At 42.4% G+C, this 14,574-nt stretch carries 20 protein-coding genes; 10 read left to right on the top strand and 10 right to left on the bottom strand.

What is annotated here, in order from left to right:
* Window positions 1-15: 15 nt before the first annotated feature.
* The gene (locus IEY39_RS06025) at window positions 16-1,278 is read right to left on the bottom strand and encodes a site-specific integrase (RefSeq protein ID WP_188929480.1); all 1,263 of its coding nucleotides are present in this window, start codon (window positions 1,276-1,278) and stop codon (window positions 16-18) included.
* Between the two features lie 450 nt (window positions 1,279-1,728).
* On the opposite strand from IEY39_RS06025, the gene IEY39_RS06020 reads away from it, so the two are divergent.
* The 9 genes from IEY39_RS06020 to IEY39_RS05980 all read left to right on the top strand — a co-directional run bounded on the left by IEY39_RS06020 (window position 1,729) and on the right by IEY39_RS05980 (window position 8,184).
* Complete coding sequence (locus IEY39_RS06020; protein WP_188929478.1) at window positions 1,729-2,316, top strand: hypothetical protein; 588 nt, start codon at window positions 1,729-1,731, stop codon at window positions 2,314-2,316.
* A gap of 403 nt (window positions 2,317-2,719) precedes the next feature.
* Window positions 2,720-3,580, top strand: coding sequence for a hypothetical protein (locus IEY39_RS06015; RefSeq protein WP_188929476.1), 861 nt, complete (start codon window positions 2,720-2,722; stop codon window positions 3,578-3,580).
* Between the two features lie 18 nt (window positions 3,581-3,598).
* Window positions 3,599-4,363, top strand: a complete 765-nt coding sequence (locus IEY39_RS06010; protein WP_188929474.1) for a hypothetical protein — start codon at window positions 3,599-3,601, stop codon at window positions 4,361-4,363.
* A gap of 389 nt (window positions 4,364-4,752) precedes the next feature.
* A complete protein-coding gene (locus tag IEY39_RS06005; protein ID WP_188929472.1) occupies window positions 4,753-5,238 on the top strand; it encodes a TIR domain-containing protein in 486 nt (161 codons plus the stop codon).
* 39 nt (window positions 5,239-5,277) lie between these two features.
* Window positions 5,278-5,787, top strand: a complete 510-nt coding sequence (locus IEY39_RS06000) for an ImmA/IrrE family metallo-endopeptidase (RefSeq protein ID WP_188929470.1) — start codon at window positions 5,278-5,280, stop codon at window positions 5,785-5,787.
* Window positions 5,788-5,790: 3 nt separating this feature from the next.
* Entirely contained in the window at window positions 5,791-6,198 is a 408-nt protein-coding gene (locus IEY39_RS05995; protein WP_188929468.1) for a hypothetical protein, read from the top strand.
* Between the two features lie 2 nt (window positions 6,199-6,200).
* Window positions 6,201-7,028: a bis-aminopropyl spermidine synthase family protein gene (locus IEY39_RS05990; RefSeq protein ID WP_188929466.1), complete on the top strand. Its 828-nt coding sequence runs from the start codon at window positions 6,201-6,203 to the stop codon at window positions 7,026-7,028.
* Window positions 7,025-7,597: a hypothetical protein gene (locus IEY39_RS05985; protein WP_188929464.1), complete on the top strand. Its 573-nt coding sequence runs from the start codon at window positions 7,025-7,027 to the stop codon at window positions 7,595-7,597. The genes IEY39_RS05990 and IEY39_RS05985 overlap by 4 nt, the downstream gene beginning before the upstream one ends.
* 2 nt (window positions 7,598-7,599) lie before the next feature.
* Window positions 7,600-8,184, top strand: coding sequence for an AAA family ATPase (locus IEY39_RS05980; protein WP_188929462.1), 585 nt, complete (start codon window positions 7,600-7,602; stop codon window positions 8,182-8,184).
* A gap of 38 nt (window positions 8,185-8,222) precedes the next feature.
* On the opposite strand, the gene IEY39_RS05975 is transcribed toward IEY39_RS05980, so the two are convergent.
* The 9 genes from IEY39_RS05975 to IEY39_RS05935 all read right to left on the bottom strand — a co-directional run bounded on the left by IEY39_RS05975 (window position 8,223) and on the right by IEY39_RS05935 (window position 13,322).
* The gene (locus IEY39_RS05975) at window positions 8,223-8,801 is read right to left on the bottom strand and encodes a Crp/Fnr family transcriptional regulator (protein WP_188929460.1); all 579 of its coding nucleotides are present in this window, start codon (window positions 8,799-8,801) and stop codon (window positions 8,223-8,225) included.
* A 78-nt stretch (window positions 8,802-8,879) separates the two neighbouring features.
* Complete coding sequence (locus IEY39_RS05970) at window positions 8,880-9,470, bottom strand: Crp/Fnr family transcriptional regulator (protein ID WP_188929459.1); 591 nt, start codon at window positions 9,468-9,470, stop codon at window positions 8,880-8,882.
* A 26-nt stretch (window positions 9,471-9,496) separates the two neighbouring features.
* Window positions 9,497-9,955: a hypothetical protein gene (locus IEY39_RS05965; protein WP_188929457.1), complete on the bottom strand. Its 459-nt coding sequence runs from the start codon at window positions 9,953-9,955 to the stop codon at window positions 9,497-9,499.
* A 301-nt stretch (window positions 9,956-10,256) separates the two neighbouring features.
* Entirely contained in the window at window positions 10,257-10,661 is a 405-nt protein-coding gene (locus tag IEY39_RS05960) for a hypothetical protein (RefSeq protein ID WP_188929455.1), read from the bottom strand.
* A gap of 67 nt (window positions 10,662-10,728) precedes the next feature.
* Window positions 10,729-11,007, bottom strand: coding sequence for a hypothetical protein (locus tag IEY39_RS05955; RefSeq protein ID WP_188929453.1), 279 nt, complete (start codon window positions 11,005-11,007; stop codon window positions 10,729-10,731).
* 44 nt (window positions 11,008-11,051) lie between these two features.
* On the bottom strand, window positions 11,052-11,306 hold the full coding sequence (locus tag IEY39_RS05950; protein WP_188929451.1) for a hypothetical protein: 255 nt from the start codon (window positions 11,304-11,306) through the stop codon (window positions 11,052-11,054).
* 265 nt (window positions 11,307-11,571) lie between these two features.
* Window positions 11,572-12,450, bottom strand: a complete 879-nt coding sequence (locus tag IEY39_RS05945; protein WP_188929449.1) for a HEPN domain-containing protein — start codon at window positions 12,448-12,450, stop codon at window positions 11,572-11,574.
* A 43-nt stretch (window positions 12,451-12,493) separates the two neighbouring features.
* Entirely contained in the window at window positions 12,494-12,892 is a 399-nt protein-coding gene (locus tag IEY39_RS05940) for a hypothetical protein (protein WP_188929447.1), read from the bottom strand.
* Between the two features lie 28 nt (window positions 12,893-12,920).
* Complete coding sequence (locus IEY39_RS05935; protein WP_188929445.1) at window positions 12,921-13,322, bottom strand: hypothetical protein; 402 nt, start codon at window positions 13,320-13,322, stop codon at window positions 12,921-12,923.
* 384 nt (window positions 13,323-13,706) lie between these two features.
* Between IEY39_RS05935 and IEY39_RS30060 the strand changes: the two genes are divergently transcribed.
* Window positions 13,707-14,018 carry a helix-turn-helix transcriptional regulator gene (locus IEY39_RS30060; RefSeq protein WP_308423206.1) on the top strand — a complete coding sequence of 104 codons (312 nt, stop codon included), beginning with the start codon at window positions 13,707-13,709 and terminating at the stop codon, window positions 14,016-14,018.
* The last annotated feature ends 556 nt before the right edge of the window (window positions 14,019-14,574 follow it).

Genomic DNA, 14,574 nt, shown 5'->3' with positions numbered 1-14,574 from the left:
TAATGTACTATCGAATTAAGCCGTCATATCAGAGTGCGAAGCAGATTGGGAAAGATTTTCTGTGTTAAATTTTGTTTGCAAGGCGCGCATGTCGTCGCTTAGCTTCCGATCAAGAACGCGGGCGTAATGTTGGGTCGTCTTAAGGTTCCGATGCCCCAGCATCTTACTAACTGACTCAATAGGGACGCCATTGCTTAAAGTGACGGTCGTAGCGAAAGTGTGGCGGGCTATATGAAAAGTCAGGTTTCGGGCAATTCCGCAGACATCGGCGATTTCTTTCAAATAGGCGTTCATCTTCTGATTACTCAAAACTGGCAGGACGTTGCCGGAATCGCAACATATGGGAAAGTCTCTATATTTTTCAATAATCGCCCGAGCCGGGGGAAGTAAGGGAACCCGGGATGGCGTGTCTGTCTTCTGCCGATGGGTGAATATCCAATAATTTCCGTCGACTCCGAGACCGATCTCAGAACGCCGCAGTTTCTTCACATCGGCGTAAGCCAGCCCAGTATAACAACTGAATAGGAAAATGTCTTTGACGAAATTTAACCGATCCGTCGGGAACGACTTGGCATTTATCCTTTCCAACTCAATTTCGGTCAAGGCCTCTCGCTCCACCTCCTGCTTGGTCCGCTTGAATCCAGCGAAAGGGTCTCTCGTCAGCCAGCCCTTTCGGATGCAGCTGTTCACGATTTTTTTGAGGTTGCTGATATATTTAAGGGTCGTGTTATGGGCGCAGTTCCGAAGGGTTTTCAGCCAAAACTCCAGATCGGCGACAAAATCATAATCCAGCCGATTTATGTCGATGTCGGCCGTTCTGTATTTCCATTGAATAAACGACCGAACATGGTCGCGACAGGTATTGTAGCGATCTAGTGTTGCCGGGCAAAAATCCTTGCCCGCCCGGATCAGCGCGGCCATCTGGTCGTTATGCTGCTGGAATACGTCCAAGAGCATTCGGGCCGGCTCCGTCACTCCAAGCCATTTTTCCCGGAAATTTGAAAAATTGACGGCGACGCCATCCATCACCAAGTCGCGCTCCATTTGCAGAACTTTGGCCGATAGGGTGTCGAGGTAGAGATTCAGCTGGCGCACCTGGTTGGTGTTTCCTTTCAACCGCCCGGCAGCGGCTGACCATTGCAATGGGTCGACGAGTCTTTGAACACTTTGTTCCAGCCTGTGACCGTTGACGGTGATCCGGATGTAGACGGGTGCCAGGCCATCACTGTTCTTTTTGGATTTTCTGGCGTAAAAGAGGATGCTGATGCGATGTTCCATTTTCCACTGTTTTTTTGGTTTGCGAATCGGTTTTTACGTCCGTCACCAAAAGCGGTTGATCGTTGGGAATCGCTGGCCGGGTGGGCCTTTCGGGCGATTCGGTGCCTCAAAGTTGAGGTGCGGAAGGGGGCACCGAATCAGGCACCATGAACCTTGAATTCCTTTGGATCAACTTGTAGTGGAAAAATTCAAAAGGGCCCGTAGAACCAGCGTCTTACGAGCCCTTAATCAGGTTTGAAAATAATCTTAGCGGACTGGAGGGGACAACTTTCGAACATTTTTGTTAAAGACCTGTTGAAAATCAATGACTTTCTAAAATATTTTTAGTCTGCCTGAGTCAAATACTATAACTCCCTGAATTTGCTGTCAATAAAATGGGTGTTTTGACTGTTGTTACTATGTATAACAATAGTTACATTGGGTTCCTATCAATATAAAAAGGCGGAATAAATGGTTACAGAAACAACCGCAATAAACCCGGATATTGAAATCAATAAAAGCAAAAAAAGTAAAAAGGACTACATTCCATATTTAATAATAGGACTGTTACTTTCCTTTTTAGTTATATTGAGTATCGTTGCTTTAAATTCTGCCAGGCAGATATCTACAACAAGCAATTATCACAACCCCATTTTAGCAATAAAAGAAATGGAAAGATCATTAAGAATATGGGACCAAATGGCCATATTTTATCAAGGTCTTTTCGCATTTCTTGGCCTGTCTGCTATTACCATGTCAATATATGTAGCTTCCAGTGTAGGTGACGAAAAAAAGAAGAGAACTGTAAAGTTTTGTTCTGTAGCGGCCGCTTGCATATTTTCATGGTTGTCAGCATTTAACCTTGGGAAAAAGTCTAACGACATTCGAGATGCCTACCGTTACTTAAATAAAGCGATGATGAATTATGAATCAAGCAAAGACACCTCAGAAACGTCAATTAATAATTTAATCACCGCTTACGGCGAGGCTGAACGAATGATCGGCCCTTTGGAGTTTAATGCTACAAGCTCCTCGAAACAGACCCACGGAGCAAATTAATCCTTCAGATTTTGTGGGAAGCTAGAATTAAATCAATTAATTTAATTTAATATCGTTTGTAAGATCCGCTTCGCTCAATTCTCTATTTTAATTCCATTTTTTAATGCATATATCACTTTAGGTGAGGTCCCCTCTTTTCTCGGTCCAGTGTGAAGTGCAGGAATTCGGGTCTACAGCTTGATGTACGAGAGAAGTATTATTTTTCAGGCAGGCCCCTGGCATGGGGTCTGTTCTTTTGGTATCATTTCTTGACCACGATACTCTTGAGATAAACAAAAGCGGTCAGCAAAAAGGGCTACGGCTAGTTTGTATCGGGAGATGAATTCGATCGGAAGGAATTAATGATTAAAAGATATTTTTAATTTTATTTAACTTCGAATGAACCCAAAAATGACATTTCACTATGGTAGAGTGCTTTTTAACTGGAAGGAGGGTGTCCGAGAGATTGCTCGGCGACCAAGATGCGTTTTGCTATGATACGCCAGAAACAGGAACCGTCTGCTTCTCAAGCCAAGGATATAATGCAGCACACGGCTTACCGCAAGATCAAAAATATATTTTGGCTGGAATTTATAGAAACAAAAAAATAAAAAATGAACCCGCTGAGATGATTACCACAAACATTGTCAACAACATCTTGCAACAAAATATACCTTATGCATTTGAGGCGAAGGCGAGGCATTTTCTAAAATATCTCTATGACGATGGTGGAAAGGAATTCAAATCGTTCGATCTTAACGCTAGGTTAGTGAGTACCATTGCCTATGCGACTCCCAATGAATTTGAAAGAATCGTAGAATTCTTAAAGGCCGAGTATTGGGTTGAGATTAGACAGGAATTTCACGGTGCGGGTACATATCATGGCCTAAAGTTAACCAAGATAGGTAAAGAAGAGGTTGAAAAAGGGCTCCCTAAGATGCCAATGTTTGGCTTGGTAAGTCAAGAGATATCGACAGGTGATCCCACTAGTGATGCTTCGATCGAGCAGGCGAGAAAGGCATTTTTTGATGAACCTACCAACTTTGAAAGTAAGAGGTCGGCATGTGAAGCCTTGGCGTTTGTTCTTGAGCCCTTAAGAAAAGAATTGGATGGAATGTTCGAAGGAGATACTGAAATATTTTTCAATATAGTTAACAACTTCAGTATTCGGCACAATAAGCTATCCACCAGGCGAATTAACAATGAGGAACAATTAGAATGGGTATTTTATAGTCTTTTGAACACGATTAATACCTTTGTGAAGATGAAACGCAAAGTGCAATAATAAACTAATATCGAACTTATGCAGGTCATGTCTATTCCTACCGAAAAGGGCTCTGTCATTGTTTTAAAAAATGGAGATTACGAATATGTGAATCCGATTGAGAAAGTTCGCGAAATATACGTGAACAGCAGTGTCCAAATGGCCTTAAAAGGAATTAAGCATCCAAGATACCCTGAATCCTCGGACCCTGAGGTCAATTTCAAACACGGCCAGGAAGAAGGACTTCGGCAATTCGAACAGCATTATGATGAAGTAATGAGTTTATTTGTACCCGAAGAACTATTTAAACTGTTGTCTTTAAATAAAAAAAAGCGACAACTCGCTGAGATAAACAAAATTGCTGCATCCGACGGCCTTACCTCCAGCGTGTTACAGGCGTTTATATACCGCGCATATCTGGATCATAAATATACTTTGAGCATGTACACCGGTGAAAAATTACCAACCGGCCTTAATGCGGAAGAATTCCCGGCTGCTGCAATGGTTGAAGAAGACGGCTCTACCAGAATTTGGGGTGACACTTCTTTGAACAAATCGCAGATTAAAAACGGGATACTTCAGCGCGGTTTTGTGGCAGCAAGAATCCTTGACAAAGGCTCCCTATGGCACTGCTTCATTTATACCATGAACGGCGTTAACGGTAAGGAACTTGGTCAAGGTCCGCATATCCATTACATTTCGAATGCCTGGGGCCACGAAAGAAGCAAAGTAGTTGTACAGGTTAAGGCGGGTGATTATAGTCTAAACACGGATAACCACATACCGTATGTAAGGTATAAATGAGCAAATCCCCTTGCTGATAGCATTCTTTGTAAAGTCGTTCCCTTGTTCACTCCCCACGCAAAATACAAAACCGCAACCATTTGTGTAACAAATAATTGCGGATACATACTGCGGAGAGGGCGGGATTGCCTCCGCTCGCCTTCGGCGGTGCTCGGTGATTCCGGAGGGGGCTAAAGATCAATGAATGGCCGACTGACTGACCTAAATAAATCCGAGCTAAATAATTTACTAAAATTAAACTAATATATTTAGTATATTTGAGTGTGGATATCCCGTTAATAACCATTAGATGGGTGTCAATAAGGAAACATATAACCAATATTCATTAACAAGGCAACAAGTCGCTGACTTGGTACATAATTTTGAGGTTCACTAATTTTCTAGATGCCATGAAAGTTTATGTTGCAAGCAGCTTTAGGAATGATTATCAGCAAATTGTGGTAAAGCGGCTGAGAGAAACCGGTTTTGACGTTTATGATTTTAAGAATCCAGGGCATGGCAAGCCTTTCCACTGGTCTGACGTTGACCCGAACTGGCGGGAATGGAATCATCGGCAATTTGCGAGATCACTAGAACATCCGATCGTTGAGAAGGGATTTACTTCGGACTTTAATGCCATGCTCGAAGCGGACATTTGTGTATTAGTCACCCCTTGTGGTAAATCAGCCCATTTAGAAGCGGGATGGATGCAGGGAGCAGGCAAACCTACGATTATACTGCTTACCGATGGAGAGCCGGAACTCATGTACAAGGTCTTTGAAAGAATTGCTCATTCCCTCGAAGAAGTGGTTTCATTTGCAAAAGAAATTGAAAATCAACGAGATAATACTACCGCTAATTCAACTATCTACCAAAATTCACCACAAGCCTATTAAATAGAGATTTATTTCTATATCTTTATACACGGATATTGTATGAGCAATACGACCTTGAATACAAATGAAATAGAAAGTAGAGCCAGTCAAATTCTCAAGGATCATGGCCTATTCTCTATTCCTGTTGACCCTGTCACCCTTGCTAACAATATCGGCATAAAGGTTAATAATGCTGTATTCTCGGATGATAATTTGTCCGGGCTAATCGCTAAGAGAGGCAGCAATATTTCTATTCTTGTAAATAAGTCTGATCCGCCCTATAGAAAGAGGTTTACCATTGCGCACGAACTAGGTCATCATTTTCTACACTTACTAAGTGACGGAGAATTTGTTGACAAAAAGGTCGATTTATTCCGCGACACTGAGGGTGGGGATCAATCTAAGAGAACCGAGGTCCAGGCAAACCAGTTTGCTGCTGCTCTTTTGATGCCATCGGAATTAGTTAAACTTGAGTATCAAAGAAATAATGACATAACAGATTTAGCGAGAAAATTCAACGTCTCTGAAGAGGCGATGGGATATCGACTTCAGAGGCTTCGATTAGCCTAAAAAATGAGCACAACTCCAAACCTACCTACGGAAATTCAGGATTTTGTAAAGGCAATTGGAGATCCGGTCACTTCGGATCAGTTGGATATTTACGGCAAGTATAAGAAGATTCACGATAAAAGCTTCAGGCTGAGAACAATTGTTGAAGCTTGGAAGGAGCAGCAGACTGAAGACCGAAAAATGCGAAAGGCATTTGCGATTGCTATTCTAATCGCCCTCTTCCTCCAGGTACTTATAATAAACACTGCCTTTTTTCTTATTGGGTTCAATGTCATCAGTATACCACACTGGGTCGCATCCACATTTATAGTCTCTGTCTTTACGGAAATAATTTCCATGACTATGCTTGTACTTCGTTATCTCTTTCCCAAGGTGGGGACGGAAGTGATGAGCTTAATAAAAAAACTATAAAAATGAGCAGCCATATCAATCTCAGGGAGGCACTAAACATCATTTCTGAGGTTATTATCAACCGACCGAAACCTCTACGGGAATTTGACCAGATTTATATGCGGGCGGGCGATATGTTGCTTCAAGCCGAGCACGTCGGCCGATTCTTTAACGACAAAAACATCGTCTTCATTGGTGATGGGGATTCCATTGGATTATGTCTTGTACATCTTCATCATAGGGGCATACTCGAAAAAGGCCCGAAAAGCGTCCACATCCTCGACTTTGATGAACGAATAGTGCTTTCCATACAGCATTTCGCGAAGCACTTTGGTATTGCTGATAGAATATCAGCAGAGCTTTACAATGTTTTTGATCCGATCCCGAGGAAATACTGGCAAAATTTCGATGGATTTTATAGCAATCCTCCATTTGGAGCGAGCAATAGCGGTAGAAGTGTCGAAGCTTTCTTGATGAGGGGAATAGAGGCAACTGGCAAAGAAAGTGTGGCATCGGTCGTTATAGCAGATGATCCTAAAATCGAGTGGACATCCCAAGTCCTATTTAATACTCAAAAATTCATGCTAACTAACGGTTTTTTGGTTTCGGAACTCATACCGATGTTTCATAGTTACCATTTAGATGATGACCCGGGCCTAAAGTCTTGTTGTATTTCCTTCAGAATTTTGAATTTCAATGAATCCAAATATTCCAGTACCGAGCTGCGAGCGGACCAACTGCAAAACTTTTATGGTGACAATATTCCTTTAACAATAAGACAAGTGAAAGATTTGACGGGAGGAGGAATTCTTCCATCTAAAGATCACGAAATGATCAATTTAATTTTATGATTAACAATGAACAAAAGCATGATTCATTCATATTCATGAAGGTCGGAAATCATGCGGGCGAGACATTCGAACAAATACTGGCCCGGAAACAAAAAGAATTCGATAAAACAGGGATGACCTTTTGGGGTTATGGCGGAGCAGCATGTCATCCTGTTAACCAGGTGAGGCCATTTGCCTACTCTCAAGTCAAAAAAAAAGGAGCCATTTATCTTCTGATGCATGCTGTGAAATCTAACCATGACCAAAACCCATTGCCAGCCAAGGAGTATTCAACTGACGGTGTAAATTGGGAGCCAATTCCAGACGGTATAGTCGTAACTGGATCTAAATATGCCTTAGTATTGGACGAAATTCACCCCTCCGATTTGGAGGTTGACATGAATCAATTCAGCGTTGGCATTGGGCCCAGCAAGGACAAATTGGCCTCAGAGTACCTGACGGGTCGGACAGATAAGGCTTGCCTTGAAGCCGTTCTCGGAACGACAACGAAGGTAGATAAACCGACGGTGAGAAAAATTGACTATACGGCCCAACTTCAGGACCCGTTTGCTGTATTGCTTAGATACTAAAAATGTACAATCTTATCTACTTGACCGGCTCCCCCGCTTCTGGAAAAAGCAGCCTCTCTTCTGAAATCCAAAGGGAAAGGGAAGAAGGTGTAGTTGTATTTGAATATGGGAAGGAGCTCACATTGTATTTGAAAGCGAAAGGTGCGCAATTACACAGTCAAACCGAATTAAGGGAAAAATCTGCGGCTGTTGTGACAAAAGACGATATAAATGCCCTTGACAACCGCCTCTTAGATTTTGCAAACTTTCATAGACATACCAAGCACGTAATAGTTGACTCCCATGCCGTAACAAAGGAGGCTTACGGATATAGGATTCTGCCTTTTTCGGCCGAACAAATGAAAGTACTCAATCCACAAAAAATAATAGTCCTATATGCGGAAAGTGAAGTCATTATAAATAGGATATCAGCTAATAGTCAGGGCAGGCCACCGATTTCACCTTTTGAGGCCGATATGCATACTTTTATGCAGGCTGCGGTTGCAATTAACTATGGCATGATGCTACATGCCCCAATATATTACCTTGATAGCGCTCAACCACTCAAAGAGCTCAAAGCGAGTTTCCTGCGTTTGTTAGATTCATAATGTGCCTAATAAGAGATGTTCAGGAATTACGCCGATAATCATTTTTTTAACCGCTTTTGCTGCTTTAAGATCGCATAATATGTTGACTCTGACATACACAAAAATTGCGCGAGATGCGTCACGGGAATATCATACGCAATCTGGCCATAATATTCCATAAATTTTGAAACCCTGCCATCTGTGTATTTCATTGATAGTATCCGGATTCTCCTTTCTAATTCGAGGTTCATGCGTTCCAAAAACCCTGCAATGTGATAATTAAATTCCGAGAACAGTTTGTGAATTTCAAATAAACTTTCATAAGGCAATGAATGCACAATGGAAAACCTTTGTGCAATTAAAGATTCATCGGCAATAGCGCGGTTCCATATATTGGTATGATAATAGATGATACTGCCGGCGGACCAAAATGCAGAATATCGCCTCCCGCTGTCTTCGTTAACATAACTTTCTAGCATTCCGCTTTCAACAAAATATAAGCTTCGAGGGATTTGACCTCCCACAAATAAGTGCTGCTTTGGTTGAAATTCCATCCGCAAAAGTGAGTCATATATTTTGGATTTAAGGTCTGGACTCATTGGGTGGAATTTTTCCAATAGTTCAATGAACTTGTTCATAGTGGGTTGAATTAAATTCTCATATAATAAGCAATAGTGAAGATTATTTGGTATTCAGATACGGTAATACTTTTATGGCTATTGTTGGTCAACTGGCTTCCACAATTCGTTTCTGGGGGTTATGAAATCGTAAAGAGTGGTCCGTGACATACAAAGAAACTGGCAGAATTGAGTCTTGGGAATTTCCGGCAGAATGCGGCTAAAGTACTTCGAGGAAAAGAGGATGCGTTGATCCATTGTTTGAGAAAGGATATACGCATGTTTCTGTAGATCGAGTAGTTTTATGTCAATCAGCTTAAGAAGTTGAAGTAAGAAATCTGGATACTTCGAATATATTTCGTGGATCACCCTGTAAGGAAGTGCAACCGCTACCGTGTCGTTGACCACCTTAAAACCTTCTTCTGATGGTTCATGCTTGAATAAGTTGTTTACGTGATACAACGATTCACCCGGCCCCTTGAACCCGGTGATAAGTGTGGAAGTGGATGTTCTGCGGAAGGATTTAACGATACCTGATTTGAGTAGGAGGAAATGTTCGGGAGTTTTACCGATGATGTCAATACTGTCATTCCTATCGAACTGAATTATATCGCAACTTTCATCGATACGTTGTTGAATGGATATCGGTAGGGGGTAAAGTTGGTTGAGATAGCTGGAGATGATTTGCATGATAAGGTAGTTTTTACGATTAATAATTAAGCCCGCTTCGTGGAAAGTAGCTCTTTGAAGAGTTTCCATTCTGCAATGCCGAGACGCTTTAGCTCATCTTGCTCGGCTTCGATGTCAGCTCCCGACCGTATAATTTGAATATGTATTATGCCGCTGGCCGGGTTACTTATTTCGACATGATCGCCAGGGTAGAAACCAAAAAACCAAAACCAACGGCCCTGGAGAAGCAAAGCGGCATAGCCAAACAGGGTGGTAGACAATCGCTTTATCCTCGTATTAGCGAGTATTGGTAGGACGTTGGTGGCGTTGATCCGGGCGTTGACTACTACAAGGCCTGTTTTAGAGCGAGGGGCGATAAATACCTCATCTCTCCATTGAAATCCCCATTGTTCGAACCAACGACCATGAATACAGAGCTTAGGGTATTTATAGTGGGAATACTCCTGTCGGGTATGGTAGATCACTTTGATTTTCGTCTGTTTCATCGGTAGGAATAGTTGGTAATCTGTTTAAAATAAGATGGCTGGCTGTACCCAGGAGATAGACTGCGTGCATTAGCTGCGCGAGGTGCTCGAACACATAATAAATGTCCTGTCGGTCCTCCGCGTCTGCAAAATCCGGTATGTCACTTGTGACACACGCTTTGAGCGATTTGGAAAGGGAGGACTGAACGTCCTGTTCTGAGAAATCCTGGCAGAATTGCCGGATACGGGCCATGCCACGCTCGAACCCGTCAGGGACGGGTAGCCGTGGAGGTATAAGATTATTATCTGATGACATTTGAATTTAATTTTGTTTGACATGATAAGGAGCAAGCAGCGATAGTTCTCTCTCAAGGCCGAGTAATTTTCCTTTTTCCTCACTAACCCGCCAGCGTTTAAACGAGATCATCGCCGTGAGTGCATTGGTAGCCCTGTTCATAGCCCTGATCGGGTGAGAAAAATACATGGGATCCTCATCAAAGAGTTCGAGTGCTGTATATAGCGCAACCGCATCGGCAAGGTCGCCGCTGCCGCCACCGAATCGTGTGACAAAGCCGGCAAAATCACCGAAGATTACCGCACATATTCGACTGGCCGGTGTTCCTTCTTGCCTGTTATAGAATGCTGTTAAGCCAGGAAAATCGACTGTTACAGTCTGTTTCCAAAAAGATGGGTGTTGTATTTTGATCGATAATAATGGCATGTTCATAGCTTGACTATTTAGTGAAGCGTGAACGCGAATTACTTCGCGCTTGAAATGCCGTACAGTGTACGGATTAATAAAGAGGCGCCCCGAAATACAGAAGCCCGTATTGTGGCTCAGGCGGTAACTCGATCTTCTCTATAATTTGGTTGTCTGGTAGTCCTGTGGCCTCCCGAAGCACCGCCAAAGCTGTTTCTTTTGGGATATTATCCGCTTTCCAGTGGTCTATTACTTTTGTTCCTCCCAGGTATCCGAGCCGCCCCAACTTTCCAACTAATTCCATCCTTCGTTCTATGGGGAGTCTATGTATCCGCAACAAGGCCGTTATTGTTAGCCTGTATTTAGTTTTCATATAGGAAGTTTAAAAACGGATCAAAACGGGCCGATATGCGAAGGCTAGTAACGCCTCTTACGCCGTGACTCGATCTCGATCTCCTCTATAATTTTGTTGTCTGGTAGTCCCGTGGCTTCTCGAAGAAGTGCTAAAGCTGTTTCTTTTGGAACATAATCTGCTTTCCAATCGTCTTGTATATGTGTTCCCAGGGCATACCCACTTCTGCCTAATTTTCTTGCCAGTTCTGATTTAATTTCTGGTGACGGTCTACGTATGTGCCAAAGGGCTATCGGTGTTAGTCTATATTCAACTTGCATATAAATAGTTTAAATGAAAAAAGGCGCAAGACATCCCATTTGCGTTGAAGGGCTACGACACCCGTGACAAATGTGGATACTCACGCCTAAACGATTAGGCATACTACCAATTAGAGCCTTGCCGTTACCTTGTTGTTCTCGCCACTGTGAAAATGTCGTAGTTTTCAACGCGAGACAGGTAACTATATAAATAAGTGGGTAATTCCCGCTCTTAGGTTGATTTCATAGGATTATGGTAGCGGATTAAAAACGGGCTTTTACGGATTCACCGATCATGTTGGGATGCCCTTTGCATATAGCCGTACATGGTCGTCGGCTCATCCAATGCGTGTGGTCCTTTTATATGCAATGTGACTGCTACTTCCATAAAAGCCTTAACCCTTTCCATAATAATGTCTACCTTTTCGGGATTAGCCGTATACGATTCCTTGTATCGTGAATCGGAATAAGCCTTGCTTAAAACGGTTAGTAGTTCCGTTTCCTCTTTCGTTGTACCTGGAAAGACGGATCGAGGCACAAGAGAGATGGATTCGGTCATCGCTAAAAGCCGTGTCAAATTGTGCGTCGCCGAGTGATAGCCGGTAAAGAATCGTAATAGGGCTATACAAGCAAATTCCGTTGTTTGATGAAGTAGGAATAGAGTCTGCTCGTAATATTTGCGAGAAAGGGCGTCACCCGCTAATGAGAAGCAGCGCTGCGCCCGATCGAACCATCCGTTCCAATCATCTACCGAACTTAAGTCGGGAGGCGTAGGAAACGGCAATAGTAATTCCCTTCCAGATTCATAGAGTGTCAGACCATATTTTAATGTCGAATAATAGAACCTGCTCCCTGCTTTAATTGCTTCATTGACATAGCCAATTTTGTGAACTAAGCAATTTAGTTGGAAATGGCGTGCAGATTGCTGCTCGACCTTTTGGACAACCTCGTGATCCTGATACTTGCAATCCTGTGGAGGAATGACCAGAAGATCGTAGGTTGTTTGCACGCTATGGGTGCTGCTACCGTTATCTAAAAAGGCACCCCAAGATTTCCTTTCTATCGTTCGACAGCCATAGCAAATAATAAACTCGGGTTGAACCGCATTTATTATTTTTTGGGTTATCTCTAAAAATTCGCCGCCGTTTAATAATCTTGTTTCCATTGACTTGAATTATGTAGCTTGGTAATTGACCTATCCTTCGGCCTCACCGATCAATCAATTCAGAATTTGCGAAACTGTCTTTGCGGTACACGGTTGATTCATCCGCGTAGATTATAGTAATTGAATCAATAAGCCCGGTATAGTGGACGGCGACATTATCAGCAAAGCACTTGGCATAAGCTCTGCTATTATCTTGGTTGTCGATCACGCCTCGCAAAGTGATAAACCAATCGGTATAAGGGAAGCCATGCATTTGCATGGGCAAACCTCTGTTATCGATTTTCACGTCGTAGAAACCATGCCGATGTTTAATGGAATCGCAAAAGGTAGCGCAGCTTTCTTCATACTGCTTTTTCGATTCCCAGCCACAATACAGAAATGGGAGGAAGAACACAACTATGGATAGTGGGATTAGCGCATCAGTAAGCCATTTTCTTTTCATAGTGTACAATTGATATGGTTAACGGATATTAATTCTTAAAATCAAGTGTTTCTTCAATGATCCGGCGGTAGAATTTTAACTGATCTCCAATCTGATCCCATTTGTCGCCCCAACCCCTTTTGACTAAGTAAACATGAATGATTTCAAAAGTGGTTGTAGCTATAATATGGCCCGGCCCAACTACTCTTAGCATTTGCTTTTTTTTCCAAATCTTTTTTAGTGATTGTGCAATTATCATGATCACATCATTATCCGGTACGCCACCAAAACTGCAAAGCGTGTCAACTAGCTCACATTGTATTGGTCCGAGCGTTTTGAAAAGCTTTTCTTGGCTGGATATATCAATTGTAAGCCGCTTGGAGACTGTAATTAGATGGGAGTTTTTCTTAAAGAACCGTCTGGGAGATGGTGGGAGCGCTCGGGGGGACATGGTGCAAGGATTGAGGTAAAGGAATAGGTTGGAGATGGAGCGGCAGGACTTCCCCTAATTAAAAATGGCGTGGGTTAGTCCTTACCGTCTGCGAGGGCTGCGACACCCTGACTACGAATAAGAACGCCCACGCCGTAACGTGAGCGATTTACCTTATTCCTCGTAGTCTTGAAATGTCGCAGTTTCGCAGACCGAGAATAATGCAAACTCGCTTAGAATATTTTATAAGCTTGCAAAGCTACAATTCCTATGATGAATCGAGAGTATATTGGGCATTTTTCATGTTCACTGTTGTTATAGAATTTTGGAAAAAGAGTTTATAGCTCGTAATTTTTATCAAATATAGTATAAAGAGCCATAAATATAGTGTCAAATAATATAAACATGGTTTTATATGCTATAATCTGCTTATTTCCAGTTTTTTGTATAGCTTATTTTTGTTTTAAAGAGCTGTACAAAATGCCAAAGAAGAAAGTGTCTCAAAAAAACATCGACATAAATAGGATTAAAGCGGTCTTAGCCGATAAAAAGAAGACCAGCGAGGATTTGAGGCAGCATTTTGGGGTTGCTCAATCTACCGTGTCCAATTGGATAACAAACAAAATTCAGCCCTCTGTTCTCACCTTTTATGAGATTTCGCAGTTTTTAGATTGTGACATCCGAGAATTGTTCATTTCGACTAAGGGGAAACAGTAGGTATGAATTTAGGCCCCTTGGTGATTGTTGATATTCCGCATTATTATCCTGGTCGTTTTCAGGAGCCCGTTATTAATCCCAAATGATTCCCGATCATTTCCATGGATTCCGCAATTCCTCCTCAATACCTCCAGCGTATCCCCTATTTAAGGGTTCATTACCTTCCTTGTAAGCCTTTTAACGGTTAGCCATGCCCATTTTACTAGTGAACGACCTTTCTGCCTTGCCTAGACGCTAATCAGCAGATATTCGGAATTTTTAACAACTGATTATAAAATATTACGTGTATATTTAGTATATCGACTACACTGAGACGGGGCATTGGTTGCCCGTTATGTAAAATGCAGGTCATTGCATCTAAAAAACGAGCCCCAGTGGGCTGAAAGCTATGAGAGGATTGGGGAATTAGGCAAGGGCCCACAGCAATATTCACACTAGAAAATTCACTCTCTATAAACAGATCGACCATGCGCGACACCTTCCCGCAATGGAATGGAAAGGGTTTGTACTCTACGATCTGCGGATATAAGGGCCTACCAGCTATCTATCTCCGATA

It is taken from the genome of Puia dinghuensis, assembly GCF_014642875.1.
GTDB lineage: Bacteria > Bacteroidota > Bacteroidia > Chitinophagales > Chitinophagaceae > Puia > Puia dinghuensis.
This window is presented reverse-complemented; position numbering and strand designations above follow the sequence as displayed.